General features: G+C 34.7%; 16 protein-coding genes. 9 read left to right on the forward strand and 7 right to left on the reverse strand.

Annotated elements, in window-relative coordinates:
* Positions 1-275 precede the first annotated feature (275 nt).
* Positions 276-1,592 carry a tellurite resistance TerB C-terminal domain-containing protein gene (locus H6F62_RS12525; protein ID WP_137908687.1) on the reverse strand — a complete coding sequence of 439 codons (1,317 nt, stop codon included), beginning with the start codon at positions 1,590-1,592 and terminating at the stop codon, positions 276-278.
* Between the two features lie 65 nt (positions 1,593-1,657).
* On the reverse strand, positions 1,658-3,004 hold the full coding sequence (locus tag H6F62_RS12530; RefSeq protein WP_137908688.1) for an ATP-binding protein: 1,347 nt from the start codon (positions 3,002-3,004) through the stop codon (positions 1,658-1,660).
* 598 nt (positions 3,005-3,602) lie between these two features.
* On the opposite strand from H6F62_RS12530, the gene H6F62_RS12535 reads away from it, so the two are divergent.
* The 3 genes from H6F62_RS12535 to H6F62_RS12545 all read left to right on the forward strand — a co-directional run bounded on the left by H6F62_RS12535 (position 3,603) and on the right by H6F62_RS12545 (position 6,587).
* A complete protein-coding gene (locus tag H6F62_RS12535) occupies positions 3,603-4,841 on the forward strand; it encodes a phosphotransferase (RefSeq protein ID WP_190372190.1) in 1,239 nt (412 codons plus the stop codon).
* A 65-nt stretch (positions 4,842-4,906) separates the two neighbouring features.
* Positions 4,907-6,007 (forward strand): T3SS effector HopA1 family protein, encoded by a 1,101-nt coding sequence (locus H6F62_RS12540; RefSeq protein ID WP_137908690.1) that lies wholly within the window; start codon positions 4,907-4,909, stop codon positions 6,005-6,007.
* Between the two features lie 130 nt (positions 6,008-6,137).
* Positions 6,138-6,587: a thioesterase family protein gene (locus tag H6F62_RS12545; RefSeq protein WP_137908691.1), complete on the forward strand. Its 450-nt coding sequence runs from the start codon at positions 6,138-6,140 to the stop codon at positions 6,585-6,587.
* A gap of 51 nt (positions 6,588-6,638) precedes the next feature.
* Here H6F62_RS12545 and H6F62_RS12550 read toward each other — a convergent pair whose 3' ends face one another.
* The 3 genes from H6F62_RS12550 to menA form a co-directional block, all read right to left on the reverse strand.
* Positions 6,639-7,961: a 2-succinylbenzoate--CoA ligase gene (locus H6F62_RS12550; protein WP_190372191.1), complete on the reverse strand. Its 1,323-nt coding sequence runs from the start codon at positions 7,959-7,961 to the stop codon at positions 6,639-6,641.
* Complete coding sequence (locus tag H6F62_RS12555) at positions 7,946-8,923, reverse strand: o-succinylbenzoate synthase (RefSeq protein WP_137908693.1); 978 nt, start codon at positions 8,921-8,923, stop codon at positions 7,946-7,948. The genes H6F62_RS12550 and H6F62_RS12555 overlap by 16 nt, the downstream gene beginning before the upstream one ends.
* A 104-nt stretch (positions 8,924-9,027) precedes the next feature.
* Entirely contained in the window at positions 9,028-9,927 is a 900-nt protein-coding gene (menA, locus tag H6F62_RS12560) for a 2-carboxy-1,4-naphthoquinone phytyltransferase (protein WP_190372192.1), read from the reverse strand.
* A gap of 365 nt (positions 9,928-10,292) precedes the next feature.
* Here menA and H6F62_RS12565 point away from each other — a divergent pair, with 365 nt between their 5' ends.
* Positions 10,293-11,708, forward strand: coding sequence for an isochorismate synthase (locus tag H6F62_RS12565; RefSeq protein ID WP_137908695.1), 1,416 nt, complete (start codon positions 10,293-10,295; stop codon positions 11,706-11,708).
* Between the two features lie 109 nt (positions 11,709-11,817).
* On the opposite strand, the gene H6F62_RS12570 is transcribed toward H6F62_RS12565, so the two are convergent.
* Both H6F62_RS12570 and H6F62_RS12575 read right to left on the reverse strand, forming a co-directional pair.
* Positions 11,818-13,143, reverse strand: coding sequence for a glutamate-5-semialdehyde dehydrogenase (locus tag H6F62_RS12570; protein WP_137908696.1), 1,326 nt, complete (start codon positions 13,141-13,143; stop codon positions 11,818-11,820).
* A gap of 185 nt (positions 13,144-13,328) precedes the next feature.
* On the reverse strand, positions 13,329-13,595 hold the full coding sequence (locus tag H6F62_RS12575) for a hypothetical protein (protein ID WP_137908697.1): 267 nt from the start codon (positions 13,593-13,595) through the stop codon (positions 13,329-13,331).
* Positions 13,596-14,159: 564 nt separating this feature from the next.
* On the opposite strand from H6F62_RS12575, the gene gvpA (H6F62_RS12580) reads away from it, so the two are divergent.
* The 5 genes from gvpA (H6F62_RS12580) to H6F62_RS20995 all read left to right on the forward strand — a co-directional run bounded on the left by gvpA (H6F62_RS12580) (position 14,160) and on the right by H6F62_RS20995 (position 17,932).
* The gene (gene gvpA / locus H6F62_RS12580) at positions 14,160-14,375 is read left to right on the forward strand and encodes a gas vesicle structural protein GvpA (RefSeq protein ID WP_015080752.1); all 216 of its coding nucleotides are present in this window, start codon (positions 14,160-14,162) and stop codon (positions 14,373-14,375) included.
* Between the two features lie 95 nt (positions 14,376-14,470).
* Entirely contained in the window at positions 14,471-14,686 is a 216-nt protein-coding gene (gene gvpA, locus H6F62_RS12585; protein WP_015080752.1) for a gas vesicle structural protein GvpA, read from the forward strand.
* A gap of 201 nt (positions 14,687-14,887) precedes the next feature.
* Positions 14,888-15,568, forward strand: a complete 681-nt coding sequence (gene gvpC / locus H6F62_RS12590) for a gas vesicle protein GvpC (RefSeq protein ID WP_137907518.1) — start codon at positions 14,888-14,890, stop codon at positions 15,566-15,568.
* A 333-nt stretch (positions 15,569-15,901) separates the two neighbouring features.
* Positions 15,902-16,960: a gas vesicle protein GvpN gene (gene gvpN, locus H6F62_RS12595; RefSeq protein WP_137907519.1), complete on the forward strand. Its 1,059-nt coding sequence runs from the start codon at positions 15,902-15,904 to the stop codon at positions 16,958-16,960.
* 234 nt (positions 16,961-17,194) lie between these two features.
* Positions 17,195-17,932 (forward strand): gas vesicle protein, encoded by a 738-nt coding sequence (locus H6F62_RS20995; protein WP_236097093.1) that lies wholly within the window; start codon positions 17,195-17,197, stop codon positions 17,930-17,932.
* Positions 17,933-18,016 lie beyond the last annotated feature (84 nt).

Raw genomic sequence — 18,016 nt, forward strand, 5'->3', positions numbered from 1 at the left:
GAAATACTAACCTATCCTCCCCAAGTCCTATAATACCATAATTAGCGTACCAGCAACCTCTGTATTTTTAATCGTATCCTTGTTTTATACTTATTTTTGTTTTATTTGTGTATACAGAGTTTATTAGGTTTAATTTAAAAATATTGAAATATATTGAAATCAAATTTACAAGCTAAATTTTGCTGCATTATTATCCTCTAAACTGCTATCTTTACCCGCAGTCGTAGAGTTAAAATTAGCACCATGAATTAATTCTAATTCACTTAATTTCAGATTTATGAATATTTGCTAATCATTGTTTTGACATTTAGTAAGTGTTCTTCAATAATTTCGGGAATTTCGGTATTGGTTTCAATGATTGATTTACCAATGGTTTTATTAGCGATTTCATTGATAGCATCAATTAAGAGATTAGGCGTGGTAATATTAGCTTCAGCGATTTGTTTAATAGTCTCTTGGGGGTTATCTTTCTCCAATATAGCTTTTAAGACTTGGATTTCATCAGCTGGCAGATTTTCTAGTAAATTATCCCATGCTGTGGGTAAATTGTTTGGGTGATCATGTTCCGTATCAATTATATCTATATCTAATGGTTGCAGTAATTCATCAAAGGGAAATAACTCTACATTATTGTCTTGATTATCGGGTAATGTTTCCGAATTAGAATTAATTGTTTCCACTTGGATTAATTCCCAAATTTGATTTTGTAATAAATCCCTTTCCTCTTGTAATAGGGAAATTTGATTTTGCAATTGATTGATTTCAGATTGTTGTTCTAATGTCTTGATTTGTAAAGTATTGATGCTATTTTCTAGATTATTTCTGCTTGTGGTTATTTGTGTTAGTAAATCGTTTTGTTGGTTAATCTCCATCTCTCGATTTTGAAATTCTATTCGCAGTTCATAAAGTTTTTCCTCTAGTTGCGGTTTGAGTCTTTCTAGCAAAATTAGATCATTTTCTAGTTCTTTTTTTTCTTGTTTGAATGTATCAATTTGAGTTTGGATTTGGTTGATTTCCGCGCGAGATACGTTACAATTCAGTTCTAATCTTCGCTTTTCTATACTCAGATTATTGTAACTATTATTCAGTTCTATATGACTATTTTCTAAGTCATTAAATTCATTTTTAAGATTATGAACTTCAGATTCAATTTGCTTCTTTTGAGCAGCAAATGTACCTATATCTCGATGTAAACTATCCCTTTGATTACGACAATCTCCAATTTGGTTTTCTAGTTGTTGAGTTTCTGTATACAATAAAGTTTTATATTCTTCTAATTGCGCTATTTCTCTGAAAATGCGGGATTTTAATGCTTCCAAATCCCGAATACGTCTCTGCAAAGAACCAACTATCTTCAATTCATCAGTTCGTCGGCGTTTATCAACAAGAAATGCGGCTGAATATGTTGCTAAAACTGTTATTATACCGGAGAGAAAAGCTTTAGAAAAATCCCAGTTGGGGACAAGAATTAAACCAAAACTTACACTAAAAGCAGCTATTGCTAGTACGACTTGATGACTCACTATTGCTGGTGGCATTTTGCGAGGTCTTAGTGTAGTCAAATTGTGAGCATGATTAGTAATTAAAGTCATTATTCCTCTTGGTTTGTAAATATACAGTTATAATTTTGCTGAGATTGGATGATTGGAAACCTTGATCATAACTCTGTAATTAGATTTTTATTTTCACCAAATACAGCTAAATCTGCTTTTAAAAAGTCAATAAACTGTCTTGCTGTTCTACCTGAACGTCCATGATGACGAGTTGCCCATTGTAAAGCTTTATATTCTAAATCTTCGGGAGCAATACTGATGTTTTCTGCTAGGTGCTGGACAATTTGTAAATAGGTTTTTTGATCTGCTGCTTCAAAGGTTAATGTGAGACCAAAGCGATCGCTAAAAGACAACTTTTCCTCCATTGTATCCCATCCATGAACTTCATTGTTATCCTTGGGCGCTGGTCTATCCGTGAAAAATTCCCGGATTAAGTGCCGACGGTTAGAGGTAGCATATACAACTACATTTTCTGGTCTAGCAGTTACATTTCCTTCTAAAACTACTTTCATCATTTTAAAGGCATCATCATCTTCTTCGAAGGATAGATCATCGACAAAGATAATGAATTTCTGGGGAACTCCCCGCAACTGTTCGACAATTTTCGGTAAATCTGGTAATTCTGACTTAGAGACTTCTATTAACCGCAGCTTTCTATGACTATACTCATTTAATAAGGCTTTGACTAAAGAAGATTTGCCCGAACCACGACTACCATAAAGTAATACGTGCAGTGCTGTTTCTCCTGACAATAAAAACTCTGTATTTTTCACTAAAGCATCTTTTTGCCATTCGTAACCTACCAAGGTAGACAGTCTCACTGTATCCGCATAAACAATGCCCACTAGCTGACCATTTTGCCAACGAAAAGCATGGTATTGAGCAAATAAACCGCTACCATGTTGCCCATAATAAGCAGCTAAATCTTCTACAGCATCACCCCAATTTTCTAAATGGGAAATAAATGCCATTATATCCGTTTCTATGCCTACTGTTTCCGGTTCTCGATACCAGACCACAGGGGAAATGGGTAAATGAGTGGCAATTTGCACCCACTCGCTTAACACTGCACTGTTACATTCATACAAACTTTGTAATACTTGTAAATCATGACGGACAGCAGCTACTAAAGCTGGAGGTAATTTGCTAAATTCCTGCTGTTGTGCCAATTTACTAAAAGCATTATCCGCCATCAGAATTTGCTTAATTAGGTATTCTTCCCAAGTTTGATGACCGCTGGTTAAAGCTTGGAAATAAATACCGTAGGCTTGCAGGCAATCCCGCCCGTCTGCATCAGTGTAACGGATGGTTTGTAATAAGTTCAGAAAACTTTTGCCTACGTCGCCTTGTAGTACAGATTGGTACAGTAAAAGGGAGGCGGCTTGGCGTTGCAGAAATTGAACTGCTGTATAAGATGTAGTATTTGCGGTCAGCATTGCTAGATGATCCATCAATCAAATGGGTAAATTGTCTCTGACAATGAATTTAAGTATACTACGTAAATAAAATCAGGACTAAGGGAATCTCAAAAAAATAAATTATCCCATTTTGTGGCATGGGCTTCTAGTCCCCCGGTTTTAAAAGTAAGTTAAAATACTCATCAATCACGATACAAAACTTATGCTTACAGGAGGAAAAGTATAACCATTTGTATATTAAAGTAGAAAGTAGGATATTACAGTAAACTAATACTTGTTACCAGTAGGATAAATTGCTAACATATATACAGAAAATATGGACTACTAACAACTGTAAGTAACCGTTGTTTTTCCTGGATATGTATTACCAATTGTTTAGGGAATAGTCATGTTATTATTCAAGCTGCAAAGCTCTACTACAGACATTGTAAATATTTTATAGTTTCTTCCGTAGACTTGAAAGCAAAAATAGCTAATATTGCCATTTTGGCAGGTCTTTATAGCACAGATGGGATATTAGTAGATAGTAGCAATAGTTCGGACATTTTTAGTATTAACGAAAAACTGCTACAGTTATCCCAATCTTGATCGCAGGAATTCTTTGTCCATTTAAATAACTAGGAAATAATTCATGTTATCATCACTATCTTCTCAAAATGTGATCCAATACCTACAACAGGCAGGGCTATGTAGCCCTGATGATGGCAATGTAGATAAGTCTGTATTGCCAGAAAATAACCATAAAAATTGGAATTTACTGGTAATGCTGGCAGATAATCGCCAACTGCTGATTAAACAAGAACGAAAAATTAATCATGATTTTAGTTCTCATGAACTCTTTAATGAGTGGCTATTTCACCAGTTATTAGAAAAATTTCCAGTAATTGGTAATGTTGGTGCGATCGCATCATCATTACTACACTTTGATCAGGAAAATTCTATCCTTGTGCGTAGCTATTTAAGCGAATATGTGGAACTAGAAAGATTTTATCAACACAGTAGTATCTTTCCCACAGAGATTGCCAGCGCGATTGGTACTACGTTAGCAGGGTTACACCGAGCCACGTTCAATAAACTTGAGTATCGTGATTTTATGTCCACTGCTCCCGCAGGACAATTTCGCTATAATTTTTACAATCCCGTTCAAGGACTCCCATCAATAAATCCAGAAACATTTGGTATAATTCCCACTGAAGCGTTACAATTTCATCTTCTTTATCAACGTTACGAAACTTTAGAATTTGCTATTGCTGATTTAGCATATCAATGGCAATCATGTTGTTTAACTCACAACGATTTACAATTAAACAATATTTTGGTTCATTCTCGATCGCAACAACTAGATAATTGTTTAATCAGATTAATTGATTGGGAAGCTTGTGGTTGGGGAGATCCAGCTTTTGATTTAGGAACTCTATTAGCAAGTTATTTAAGAATTTGGTTATCCAGTTTAATAGTAGATCCAACATTAGAGTTAGAAGAATCTTTGAATTTAGCCATGATTCCTCTAGAGGTATTACAACCTTCAATCCAAGCTTTAATCCGGGCTTATCTTCATGCTTTCCCCATGATTTTAGAATATCATCAGGACTTTATTGTCCGGGTAATTAAGTTTGCAGGTTTAGCATTAATTCAACAAATTCAAAACATAATTCAATGCCAAAAATCCTTTGATAATAGGGACTTATGTAGGCTCGAAGTTGCTAAAAGTCTTTTGACTATTCCTGAGCAATCAGTATTAACTATTTTGGGGATATCCGAATCCGAAATTTTTAAATCTTTAGCCAGAATTCAAAAACTCCCTCAACCCCATAAGGAACAAAAATTAGTCCGTCTTTATTACGAAAAAACTCGCCTACGCGGTTGTTAGTAATATTCATCTTTTCTTTTGTTTACAGATATACTTTTCTAAAGTTTGAGGTGCAAAGACAGTTAATGCTCGATGATTCTAATAATCACAATCAAATTGTAAATTCATTATTCGATATTGCCAGTAATATCCAGATTCAACCTAATTTCTGTATTTACCACCCCAATTATCAACCTTTTGCTTTACCCGCTAATATAGCAAATAGGTTTCAACAAAACTCATCTTCTTTAAAACACAAGTATTTGAACATACTTCTCAGAAATTTTCTCTATGGTATTTATTATAATGGTTCACTGCAAACAGTTTTAGCATCTAATAATACTCATAATGATTGCCAATCTCAGCTAAATTTCTCAGAAAATAACAGTTTAGGTGTAGATATAGATTTCTATGAACAACTACATCATAGTAATCATGGTACAGGCCATTATGAACCCAATTGGCAGATTTTGAGAATCGAACCTGATGGCAGTATGGCCGTTAAAAAAGATGGTTTAACACTATATATTGAACCAGACTGTCATCTAAAATCTCCAAGGAAGTCCTCTAAAATTGGTAAATTAATATCAATATGGATGCCTAAAAATCGCCTGCAAAATGGCTGTTATGTAGCAGTAAGTAACTTGGGAATGGCAAACCAAGATAGACAAAATAATGATTTAGGAGTAGGACGAATTTACTTTAATTTTACATCAGCCGGAGCAATCATTTTCATGGAAAGCTTAACACAAGCATTAAATAATGCAGCTATTTGCTTTAGTTTTCATGTTCTTTATAATCCCGCTGTCTATGGGCGTTATGATGCAGGTGTCCTGCATTTTGCACGCCAAAATTACCCCACAATTAGGAATATTCTTCAAGAGATTTATCAAGAACATCAAGCTTATTTTCAGCCAGAAATTCCCCTATTTACTAAATTCCTAGCACCAGGATTAGGGTTAGCAGAAGAACCATATCAAAATCAAAAATTTGCCCCTCAAGAAAGTTTTGGTATGAACCGTTGTCAAATTGTCGCCAATGCTTTATTAGAATCTTGGCAAAAAGGTAAAAATGCTCTTGAGGAAAGAATAGAAATCATTAATCAACACTTTGCACAAAATTTAATTGATATGCACCATCCCTATCTTAACCCTGCTTCTGAAGATATTTATCAGCCTTTAAGCTGATTGTATCAAGAATAATTAACCGCAGATTAACGCAGATCAAGAATGATAAATTTGTGAAATTTATTATTCTCTATGGTTGATCAGGATTATAATTATTTATTGTAGCAGATTTAATTTTAGGAAATTAAACATGGCTTTTACATATTACTACACTGTAAGATTTCAAGATACTGATGCTGCTGGAGTAGTTTATTTCGCTAATGTTTTGAGAATTTGTCATGAAGCTTATGAGGCTTCATTAGCAGCTTCTAGTGTTAATCTTAAATCATTTTTTACTAATCCGTCTTTAGCTTTTCCTATTGTTCATGCTAATGTAGATTTTTTACGTCCTATGTCTTGTGGTGACAATTTAGTGATTAGTTTGTTACCAGAAAAAATAAATTTAGATAAGTTTGAAATTACCTATGAAATTATGGTAGATGAGGTAATGGTTGCTAAGGCAATTACTAGGCACGTTTGTATTAATGTTAGTAGTAGAGTTAAGCAGGAATTACCACATTATATGAATAATTGGTTGGAAATCAACCGCACAGACGCAGAGAGCGCACAGAGAAGAAGATCCAGGTTAGAGTTTATGTGATCTTAGCATATAAATCCCCGACTTCTTGGAAGAATTCGGGGTTCTTAAGTATTATGTTTTTAGAAAATCCTCAGCTATTTTTTGCAGCTGTTGACGGTTAATTTTACCTTGGTTGTTACGGGGTAATTTGGCTAAGGAAATCCAATGTTTGGGAATTTTGAATTGACTCAGTTGATTTTTTAGTTGGGTTTGGATTTCTCTATGGGAAATATTTTTATCTTTGGGAATATAAATGGCTGTTAATGCTTGTCCCCAATGTTTATCAGCTATCCCAATTACACAAACATCAATTACCATTTGAGTTTTTCTAATCGCTGTTTCAATTTCTAGAGGGTAAATATTTTCCCCACCTGTAATTATTTTGTCGCTATTTCTGCCAATAATATGTAAATAGTCTTGATTGTCTAAAAAACCCATATCATCAACTACAAAATTATTTCTATTTTCCCATATTTGTGGATAATAACCTAATGCTAATGATTTACTTTGAATATTTATATTTCCTGGTTGATTATCAATGATGATTTTAGCATGAGGAAGAATTTTCCCACTATTAAATTTACCTTTTAAAAATTCATCAGGTTTCAGAGTTGCAATTTGAGAAGCGGTTTCTGTCATTCCATAGGTAGGTGCTAATCTAATTTGATGAAATCTCGCTTTTTCTAATAGTTCTTCCCAAGGTGGCGCACCCCCTAAAAAAACAGTAGCAAATTTTGATAGCCATTGGGTTAATTCTGGATTTTGCAGGAGTTTTTGTAATTGGGTGGGAACTAAAGATATAAAAAATTCTGCTGGGTTAATATTTGGTATTTCACAAGTTTCTAATTTCTTAGATGTGGTAATTACTAGTTTACCTCCCGTTGTGAAAGAACGCATAAATTGCATTAATCCACTCACATGATACAATGGTAATATACAAAATGAATTAACTGAATTTATGGCAAAATATTCTGTAAATCCTTCCACAGACGCTGTTAATGTTTCCCATGTATGAATAGCAAATTTAATCTTTCCTGATGAACCACCAGTAGGAATCATAATAGTATTATTAATTGGTAATTCATAATTAGTAATTACTGATTTTGAAAAGTTATTTTCTCTTCCTAAAACTAGATCTGGTTGGACTAAATTAAAAACTTGTTCCCATTCATCTTTACCCCAATCTGGGTGACAAAGAAAAACTGGACATCTAGCCGCACAAGCAGCAATAAAACTGGCTATAAATCTCACAGGTGATCTTTCCGCAATCATGATTTTTGGAGTTGACAACTGGGTTAATTGTAAATATAATTCTGTTGCTACCCGTGGTAATTCCTGGCTATGATCACAAATTAGCAAATCATATTTTTGTATATTTTCTAAAAGGTTTTCCATAGATTTTCTAGCCAGTTTAATTCTTGTTCTTTAAAAAGGTGATTAATACCAAAACCAACAGCACGGTTATTTTTAGATAATTCTGCTGCTAATTGTAATGCGGCTTGTCTGCCAATTTCTGTTTCAAATACAGATGAAAATACAACGTCAATTTGATGTTTTTTGCAAAACTCTTTTAACCTAGATGGTGAACCAACTATTCCCGGTTTAATCACAAAAATTCCCACCCAACCTTGTTGAAAACATGATTCTAATTGTTGGAGATTGGCGATAGATTCATCTAAGGCTATAGGTGTAGAATATAAATTACTTAATTCCCGCATTTCTGTAAATTTATCTGCTGGTAAAGGTTGTTCGATAAATTCAATTTTGGGTAAGAATTGATCACACTTTTTTAACCATAATTCAGCTTGTTGATAACTAAGTCCACCATTAGCATCTAAACGTAATTTGGCTGAATTTGGTAAAATGGAAATTAGTAAATCAAATATTTCTAACTCCTTATTTATATCATCAACACCAATTTTCCATTTGAATGTTTTATATCCTTGTTCCCATAAGTTATTCCATTGATTTAAAGCTAATTTTCCCGCTGATAATAAGCCGCTGTAGGTAAGATCTAAATTAGCATCCGGCGATTGGAAATCACGGCTACACAGACGAAACCCACCTGCGTGGGTTGAAGATTCAAAAGCAAATTGACAAGCTGGTAAGTTATCGGGAATAGTGAAAATCATCTCTTTGGTAATTGTTTTTGGAAGTTGATGACAAAAATCTAAAGCTTGTTCTATGGTTTCTGAACCAAACCAAGAAATGGGAGAAATTTCTCCCCAAGTAATATGATTTTTTTCATTAATTAAGCGAATAATTACACTTTCGCGGATTTCCCAAACCCCATGATTAGTAATAATAGGATTTGTGAATTTTTGGCTAAAGTAACGAAAAGAAAATTGATAAATCATTGGGTACTTGCAAATAAAAAAATCCCTGAACCTCTCATTTCTCCGTGTTCTCTGTGTCTCTGTGGTTTTTTCCTGATTCAGATAACTTATTTCCTGAAAGTTCCTTAACCAAATATAAATCCCAAACCCAAAAATAAGCAACTCAAAAAATGAACATTAATAGCGATAAATTTAGAATTACTAACTTTATCTGGTTGGTGATGGGTTTCTAAAACGTGACGACATAATTTCACCGCAAAAGGTAAACTTAAGAAACTTAATAATGTCCAAATTGGGAAAATATTCAAGATGAAAAACAGCAATATTAAAGGATAAATACTAGCAGTAAATCCCACTAAAACCTTTGCACCTGTTTGAGTTCCTAAGCGCACAATTGGAGATTTTTTTCCTGCGGCTATGTCATCTGCAACTTGGTGAAAATGGGAACAAAATAGCACTAAACTGGTAATAATGCCTAAAATTATGGAAGCTGCTAAATTTGTACTAGACCAGGTTTGAGTTTGGCTATAATAGGCTGCACTCATACCCAAAGGACCAAAGGCAAAAAAGCAGAGAATTTCGCCTAAACCTTGGTATCCTAGACGAAAAGGAGGACCTTGGTACATATAGCCCAAACCGCAGCATAATAGAATTATACCGATAATTGTCGGATCTTTTTGTAAAATAGCGATCGCTATTATCCCCAACAAACCCAAACCTAAACACAAGTTTCCCAACCAAAACATTAAGGTTTTATTACCAGTTAAATTCACCAATGAATGATGTTTATTCTCATCAATTCCTGTTTCCGCATCAAATACATCATTACTAATATTTTCCCATGCTAAAATTAAAATTGACGCAGCAATAAACAGAGAAAATATTGTGAGATTAAAAATCCTTGTTTCCCTAAATGCTACAGCCGAACCTACCCAAATCGGCATAATAGCAACACTGTACATTGGCGGTTTAATTGCCGCCATCCATAGTTTACCTTGAGGTGGTGAAATTTGAGTTGAAGTCATCGGTTTTGATTATTTAAATTACCATAATTTTAGTTGTCAATTAAATCTTATAATTTTATCCGGCACTTGACCAGTCATTTTAGATTTGAGATTTGGCTTGTTTATCTGTTTATATCCTACTCTTGTCAGTGTAGTCAATCTAAAATTGTTTAACTTTGGTAAATTACCAAAAAATGCTAATTTTATGATTATAGGTTCACATCCTACAATAAAATCTGCTATCTTGCAACCAAAACAGGATAAACCCCCGAATCACCCTTAGTCTATGCTGGTTAATGGTAACTGAATTATGTTACCTATAGAAATACCATCATGACTTATGACATTTTAGGAAGATAACTTAATAAAAATTAACTTATACATCCATGACCATTTCACCATGTCGCAGCCACACCTTTGTAGACTACAAATACCTAAATCAATTACTATTAGAGGTTCAGGAAAATTGCCGTCGTCATAATAATAGTAAAATTGTGAGTATTCCCCTGGAAATTGGTTTAGTTGATCCTTTGCTGGTTTTCGATAAATTTAGTCAAAAAGATACCAAAAACTTTTATTTTGAAAATAGAAGTAATGGTGAAGCAATCGCAGCAATTGATACTGTAGATAAAATAGAAATTTTTGGTAAAAATAGATTTATAAAATCAGAAGAATTTATCAAAAATTGTCTGAAAAATATAATTTATATTTCTCTGCAAAATCAGACTTTTTCCCAACCTCATTTTTTTTGTACTTTCAGTTTTTTTGACCAGCATGAACAAGCCGATTATCCATTTCCCTCTGCTACGGTTTTCTTGCCTTGTTGGCAAATTGTATTAAAAAATAATTGCTGCACATTAATAATGAATACAATTATTAATTCTCAGGTAAATATTACCAAATTATTAGATAATTTACAAAGCCACTTAGAAATTATTAAGTCCTTGAGAAATTTATCCATAAGTATTGACAAATTTCCCTTAAATTGCTACAGAAAAATTACTAAAAACGGTGATGAATTTAAAAATTCAGTCTCATCAATTTTAGAAATCATTCAATCTCAACATTTAAGCAAAATTGTTTTAGCTGATACCTTGGATGTCAGGAAAAATCATGATTTTAACTTACTACAATCTTTAAATAATCTGCGTCAATTACATCCTAATTGTCATGTATTTTCCAGCAGTAATGGTCAAGGACAAAGCTTTATTGGTGCTAGTCCAGAACGGTTAATTAGTATTCACAAACAACAGTTAATTACTGATGCTTTGGCAGGTTCAGCCCCCAGGGGTAAAACACCTATAGAAGATGCTGCAAATGCTAACAACTTAGTTAATAATACCAAGGAAAAACACGAACATAAACTTGTTCTGGATTTTATTACTCAACATTTATCTCAACTAGGTTTAGTCCCCCAAGTTTTAGCTCCCAGACTCCGACAATTATCTAATATCCAGCATTTATGGACACCAATTACTGCCGTAGTCCCGACTAATATTCATCCCTTACAAATCATTGCTAAACTGCATCCCACACCAGCAGTTGCCGGTGCAGCTAGAGATATTGCTTGTACCGAAATTCGCCGTTATGAAAATTTTGAAAGAGGTTTATATGCAGCACCTTTAGGTTGGGTAGACGCAGAAGGAAATTGTGAATTTATTGTCGGAATTCGTTCGGCTTTAATTGATGGTAATTATGCTAGACTTTATGCAGGTGCAGGTATTGTTGCCGGTTCAGATCCTCACAAGGAATTTGCAGAAGTGCAACTTAAATTGCAAGCTTTATTAAAAGCCTTGGTTTAAAATTTTTATGATTAGCTCCTTCCTGGACTCTCCTCCCGTCACTAGCCACAGAGTCGACAATAAGCATTCCCAGTCAGAGAATGGGAACGAGATTTTAACAATAATATGATTATAAATCCTCATGACTAAATGATTTTGCATTTGCACCGGTGTAAGTTTTGACAATATGTCCATTACCAGACATTTGATATTTATATGTGATCAAACCCTCCAAACCAACAGGTCCACGAGGTGGCATTTGTTGGGTACTAATTCCCACTTCTGCACCAAAACCATAGCGGAAACCATCCGCAAATCGGGTAGAACAATTATGATACACTCCCGCTGCATTTACTAACCCCTGGAAAGTTTCTGCTGCTGTGATATCTTCCGTAATAATCGCTTCTGTATGCCGAGAACCGTAATTATTAATATGGGATATTGCTTCTGTTAAAGAATCCACAATTTTAATGGCTAAAATTAAATCACTGTATTCTGTTCTCCAGTCTATTTCCGTCGCAGCGGCAATATTAGGTAAAATTTTTAAGCTGCGTTCATCTCCTCTTAATTCTACATTTTGTGCTGCTAAAGCTGCGGCAACTTGAGGAAGAAATTCCCCAGCAATACTACTATGAATTAGCAATGTTTCAATGGCATTACAAGCAGCAGGATATTGAATTTTAGAATCTACAGTAATATTAATAGCTTTGTCAATATCCGCTTTTTCATCTACATAAATATGACAAATTCCATCAGCATGACCTAATACCGGAATTCGAGTATTATCCTGCACAAATTTCACAAAATCATTAGAACCCCTGGGAATAATTAAATCTACATATTTATCTAATTGCAACAGTTCTAATATTTCTTCTCTGGTTGTTAACAATTGCACCGCGTCAGCATTAACTCCAGTCTGAGATAATCCTTGTTTAATAGCTTTAACTATCGCTTCACAAGAATTTAACGCTTCCTTACCACCTTTGAGAATTACACCATTACCTGATTTAATTGCTAAAGAAACAATTTGAATAGCCGCTTCAGGACGCGCTTCAAAAATAATCCCTAAAACACCCAAAGGACAAGTAATACGTTTAAGAATTAAACCACTGTCAATTTCTCGATGAATTTGCACCTGACCAATTGGATCATTTAGTTTACCAACGTCTCGCACACCCGCGATCGCATCTCTTAATTTATGTTCATCTAATTGCAACCTTTTATAAAGAGGTTTAGCGATTCCTGCCGCTGTTGCTGCTTGACAATCAGCCAAATTTGCTTGCAAAATATCATCCTTAGCTGATTCTAACCCCTGAGCGATCGCTTCAATCGCTTGATTTTTGTCTTCAGAGGAAAGAAAAGCCAGCTTACTTGCAGCTTGACGAGTTTGTTGAGCGATAGCTTCGCTGGCCGAGGACATCGCACTTAGAGGAGAAGCAATGTTGAGATTAGTCATAGCACCTAAGAGTTTTCAAATGTAGCCACAATTTCTATGTTTATTCCCATCCTATCAATTTTCCCGATGTGCATTTACTAGGTTAATGATCAATCTGATCTGTCAAATAGATTTTGAGGAAAAATTAGCTGAAATAGCTAATTTTTACCCAATTTTCGGAAATTCACCTCATCAAGTTTAGAGACTTAACCTTGTCGAACCCGACGCTCAAATTCTGCGGAAGTTTTTCCAACTACATCCAATGCTAAGGGATATATATCATTATGCTCCTGTTTCAGCCAGCCTAAGAGATTGGCAATCTGAGCATTCCGTAAATCTAAATCAGTCTGAAAAATGATTGAAGTTGCCATCGCTTCAGCATATTGACGTGGATGACCTTTCTGTACAAAAGTATCCACTAAAGCAGTTAAAGCTTCCTGTGGTACATTAGCAGGATTTCCTTCTGTGGACATAATGTTTGAAAAAAATAAACTTAATAAATTAGAGTAATTTATCTAAACAAGTAGATGCCATTAGTAACATTACTTAATTTTCTATATGTCAGGCTAAGGACACTTACGTAAGCTTACTGAAAATAATCTCAACCTATTGACAAAATACATGAAATATGAATTATGCGATCAAAGCATTTAAAGGTGATTTTTCAATAATTTATTAGCCAAGCCTTTGTTGCTTTACCCATAAGCTGTTTATCCCAACTTAATTTCCAAAAGCCTTGTCAAACCTAGCATTATTAATCATTACTATCCTTTATTTATACAAATAGAACATGATAATACTTGATTTTCTGGATCGGAATTAATAATATAATTCAAATAAAATCAGAAATATTATCCAGATTTTCCCAGTAGTACGGATTCGGTAATCATGTGTTTTTAATAGCTTTTTAACTCATAAACTTTACATTTCTTTACAGAAAAGTTCTTTACATCTTCAGAAATCAGTGATATTTATATAAATGTGGGTCGAGCGAAATGCTCAACCAAAAATCAAAACAACAACAAGGACTTAAAACAATGGCAGTTGAAAAAACCAATTCTTCCTCCAGCTTGGCAGAAGTTATTGACAGAATTTTAGACAAAGGTATCGTCATTGATGCTTGGGTTCGTGTTTCCTTAGTTGGTATCGAATTACTAGCAATTGAAGCTCGTATCGTTATCGCTTCTGTTGAAACCTACTTGAAATATGCTGAAGCAGTTGGTTTAACCCAATCCGCAGCAGTACCTGCTTAATTTTAATAACCAGATTTCCCAATTTGGAATAACTATCAAGGTGTAGTTTTGATAGTTATTCATATTTCTAACAACAACAACAAGGACTTAAAACAATGGCAGTTGAAAAAACCAATTCTTCCTCCAGCTTGGCAGAAGTTATTGACAGAATTTTAGACAAAGGTATCGTCATTGATGCTTGGGTTCGTGTTTCCTTAGTTGGTATCGAATTACTAGCAATTGAAGCTCGTATCGTTATCGCTTCTGTTGAAACCTACTTGAAATATGCTGAAGCAGTTGGTTTAACCCAATCCGCAGCAGTACCTGCTTAATTTTAATAACGAATATTCAGAATTAAACATCAATTTAATTCTGATATTGATTCTACTTTTTTTAATTATCTATAGATTTGGAAATCAAGATCTTTCAAAGGATATTACAAAAAAGTATGAATCCTTAAAACATATTCGCTGAAAAAATTGCCAGTGAATGTATTCGATGCCAGTTTACTATTTTATTTTCTGGAGAATTTCATGACTTCTTTAATGGCAAGAATCCAACAAGAGCATCAGTCAATAGCTAAGAAAGTGGCTCAACTAGCTCTAGAAACTAATGAGTTCTTGTCCGCTACCGCAGCGCAAAGACAAGCACAAGCTCAAAAACAAGCTCAAGAATTGCTAGACTTCCACAAAGAACTTCAAGCAACAACTGAGCAGTTCTTATCAGAAACAGCCCAAGCAAGACAAGCACAAGCTCAAAAACAAGCTCAAGAATTGCTAGACTTCCATAAAGACCTTCAGGCAACAACTGAGCAGTTCTTATCAGAAACAGCTAAAGCCAGACTTGCTCAAGCCGAAAAACAAGCTCAAGAACTGTTAGCATTCTATCAAGAACTTCAAGCAACAACTGAGCAGTTCTTATCAGAAACAGCTAAAGCCAGATTTGCTCAAGCTCAAAAACAAGCTCAAGAACTGTTAGCATTCTATCAAGAACTTCGAGCAACAACTGAGCAGTTCTTATCAGAAACAGCTAAAGCCAGATTTGCTCAAGCTCAAAAACAAGCTCAAGAACTGTTAGACTTCCACAAAGAACTTCAAGCAACAACTGAGCAGTTCTTATCAGAAACAGCTAAAGCCAGATTTGCTCAAGCTAAAGAACAGAAGGAATCTCTCGTTAAGTTCCGTCAGGATTTGTTTGTAAGTATCTTTGGTTAATCTATACTCTCAATAATTCAATTTATTGGAGAATAGGGTTACATAATAAAACCCCCAATCTTACAGTTAAAAAACTGGTAAGATGAGGGGGTGATTAATAAAATTCAACAACAACAAGTTTTGGTGTGAGAGTTAGGTAGCCTATATTTATACTGTTTTTCTGTCAGAGTAAACAATTAGTTAGCATTAATGCTCCTAATTTTATAAAAATAGGCATCCTACCTCATCAAACCAATGATATGATATTAGCGCATAAATTTTAAAAAAGCATTATATCATTCTTTTTTTCCCACCCATCTTAATTTTTTCTTAACTGTTTACCATATTCAACTTATGAGCATCACCAAAGTTAATCATAAAAGAGCCGTTCTTCGTCTTCGTCCAGGTCAGTTTGTAGTCACACCTGCTATTGAGCGAGTAGTAATTCGGGCGCTGCGTTATCTCAGATCAGGGTTTCCTATTCACCTACGGGGACCTGCAGGGACAGGAAAAACAACTTTGGGTATGCACTTGGCTAACTGTCTTGACAGACCAGTGATGTTACTGTTTGGAGATGACCAATTTAAAAGTTCCGACTTAATTGGTAGTGAATCCGGTTATACCCACAAAAAATTACTGGATAACTATATACACAGCGTTGTTAAAGTCGAAGATGAATTTAAGCAAAATTGGGTTGATTCCCGTTTAACTTTAGCTTGTCGTGAAGGCTTTACTTTAGTATATGACGAATTTAACCGTTCACGTCCTGAAGTTAATAACGTCCTGCTGTCAGCATTAGAAGAAAAAATTCTCAGTCTTCCTCCCAGCAGTAATCAGCCAGAATACCTGAGTGTTAATCCCCAGTTTCGGGTAATTTTTACATCAAATCCAGAAGAATATTGCGGAGTTCACTCCACGCAAGATGCTTTAATGGATAGATTGGTTACCATTAATATGCCAGAACCGGATGAGATCACTCAGACAGAGATATTAATTCAGAAAACAAACATAGGCCGAGAATCTGCTAACCTAATAGTTAGGTTGGTCAAATCATTTCGTCTGGCCACGGGGGCAGAAAAAACTTCCGGTTTACGGTCTTGTTTAATGATTGCTAAAGTCTGTGCGGATCATGATATTCCGGCTTCAATAGAAGATTTAGATTTTCGAGAAATCGCTATGGATATTCTGTTTAACCGCGCTCAGTTGTCTATTAGCGAGTCCACTGATATTTTTGTGGGGTTGCTTGAGCAATTCTCAGCAGAAGAAATTCAAGTATTAAATGATACTCTTCCTTCTACCGATGAACTTTTGATTAACAATTCCCAGTTTACATCTCAAGAATTAGTTATTCAACCAAATACAGAATTGGCAAATGATATTCCCCAGGAGTTACGCAAAACAGAACAAAATTAGGGTATTAACCTTAGGCAAGAATAGGGTTTTCACTCATATCTTGTTTAAGTCCTGTTCCTTGTAAAAATTAAGTTTGCAACTACCTGGTTAAGCAAAAAAGTGAAGGATGAACGGGAATTCAAAAAGCCTTAAACATAGAGCGCGACATGAGCATAAAAGCTCTATGTTCTTTGCATAAAAATTTTTAGCTTGCAAAGTCAATCGTGTTTATACCATTCAAGAGTTTAATCATTTGTGAATTCTAATCCAACACTGCCTACACGTCATCAAACAAACTCAAGTCGAACTATTAATACATCTACCCAAGGTTCGACTTTAGCGGACATTCTCGAAAGAGTTTTAGATAAAGGGATTGTGATTGCTGGGGATATTTCTATATCTATCGCGTCCACCGAACTGATAAATATTCGGATTCGCTTGTTGATTTCCTCCGTGGATAAAGCCAAGGAAATGGGTATTAATTGGTGGGAAAACGATCCTTATCTCAGCGCTAAGGCTCAAGGTTTGGTTGCAGAAAATGAACAACTTCGGCATCGTTTAGAAACTCTAGAATCCAAACTAAATTTGCTAACATCTTCTAGTAGTCTCAATGAGGAAATTCCCCTACCAACCGATACTAAAGATGATTTTTTCCAAGAGAAGGAAGATAATCTATCACCTTTAGATGCACCGATTGAAGTTCTAGATTTTCAAGCTCAAACCAGTCAAGAAGATTCATCACCTGTAGATACACAAGTGGAAATTATGGATATCCAAGTTGAAGGGAATCAAGAAACTCCATTATCTTTAAACCCAACAATAGAAATTACAGATTTCCAATCAGAAACTAGTGAAGAAACTTCACCGATAGATCTGCAAGTTGAAAGTAATCAAGAAACTCCATTATCTTTAAACCCAACCATAGAAATTACAGATTTTCAACCAGAAAATAGTGAAGAAACTTCACCGATAGAACCAACGATTGACCTTTAACCTCAACTGAAAATGTAGGAGTTATGAGTTATCCACATCTAATTAATCAAAGCTGAGACTTTTAAAACTTTAATAGTCAACTTG

Source organism: Anabaena sp. FACHB-1391 (genome assembly GCF_014696755.1).
GTDB lineage: Bacteria > Cyanobacteriota > Cyanobacteriia > Cyanobacteriales > Nostocaceae > Dolichospermum > Dolichospermum planctonicum.

Coding starts and splice junctions, on each gene's coding strand:
- H6F62_RS12540 (WP_137908690.1), top strand. CDS start 4,907: ATGCTCGATGATTCTAATAATCACAATCAAATTGTAAATTCATTATTC.
- H6F62_RS12525 (WP_137908687.1), bottom strand. CDS start 1,592: ATGACTTTAATTACTAATCATGCTCACAATTTGACTACACTAAGACCT.
- H6F62_RS12565 (WP_137908695.1), top strand. CDS start 10,293: ATGACCATTTCACCATGTCGCAGCCACACCTTTGTAGACTACAAATAC.
- H6F62_RS12570 (WP_137908696.1), bottom strand. CDS start 13,143: ATGACTAATCTCAACATTGCTTCTCCTCTAAGTGCGATGTCCTCGGCC.
- H6F62_RS12535 (WP_190372190.1), top strand. CDS start 3,603: ATGTTATCATCACTATCTTCTCAAAATGTGATCCAATACCTACAACAG.
- menA (WP_190372192.1), bottom strand. CDS start 9,927: ATGACTTCAACTCAAATTTCACCACCTCAAGGTAAACTATGGATGGCG.
- gvpC (WP_137907518.1), top strand. CDS start 14,888: ATGACTTCTTTAATGGCAAGAATCCAACAAGAGCATCAGTCAATAGCT.
- gvpA (WP_015080752.1), top strand. CDS start 14,160: ATGGCAGTTGAAAAAACCAATTCTTCCTCCAGCTTGGCAGAAGTTATT.
- H6F62_RS12550 (WP_190372191.1), bottom strand. CDS start 7,961: ATGGAAAACCTTTTAGAAAATATACAAAAATATGATTTGCTAATTTGT.
- gvpN (WP_137907519.1), top strand. CDS start 15,902: ATGAGCATCACCAAAGTTAATCATAAAAGAGCCGTTCTTCGTCTTCGT.
- H6F62_RS12555 (WP_137908693.1), bottom strand. CDS start 8,923: ATGATTTATCAATTTTCTTTTCGTTACTTTAGCCAAAAATTCACAAAT.
- gvpA (WP_015080752.1), top strand. CDS start 14,471: ATGGCAGTTGAAAAAACCAATTCTTCCTCCAGCTTGGCAGAAGTTATT.
- H6F62_RS12530 (WP_137908688.1), bottom strand. CDS start 3,004: ATGGATCATCTAGCAATGCTGACCGCAAATACTACATCTTATACAGCA.
- H6F62_RS12575 (WP_137908697.1), bottom strand. CDS start 13,595: ATGTCCACAGAAGGAAATCCTGCTAATGTACCACAGGAAGCTTTAACT.
- H6F62_RS12545 (WP_137908691.1), top strand. CDS start 6,138: ATGGCTTTTACATATTACTACACTGTAAGATTTCAAGATACTGATGCT.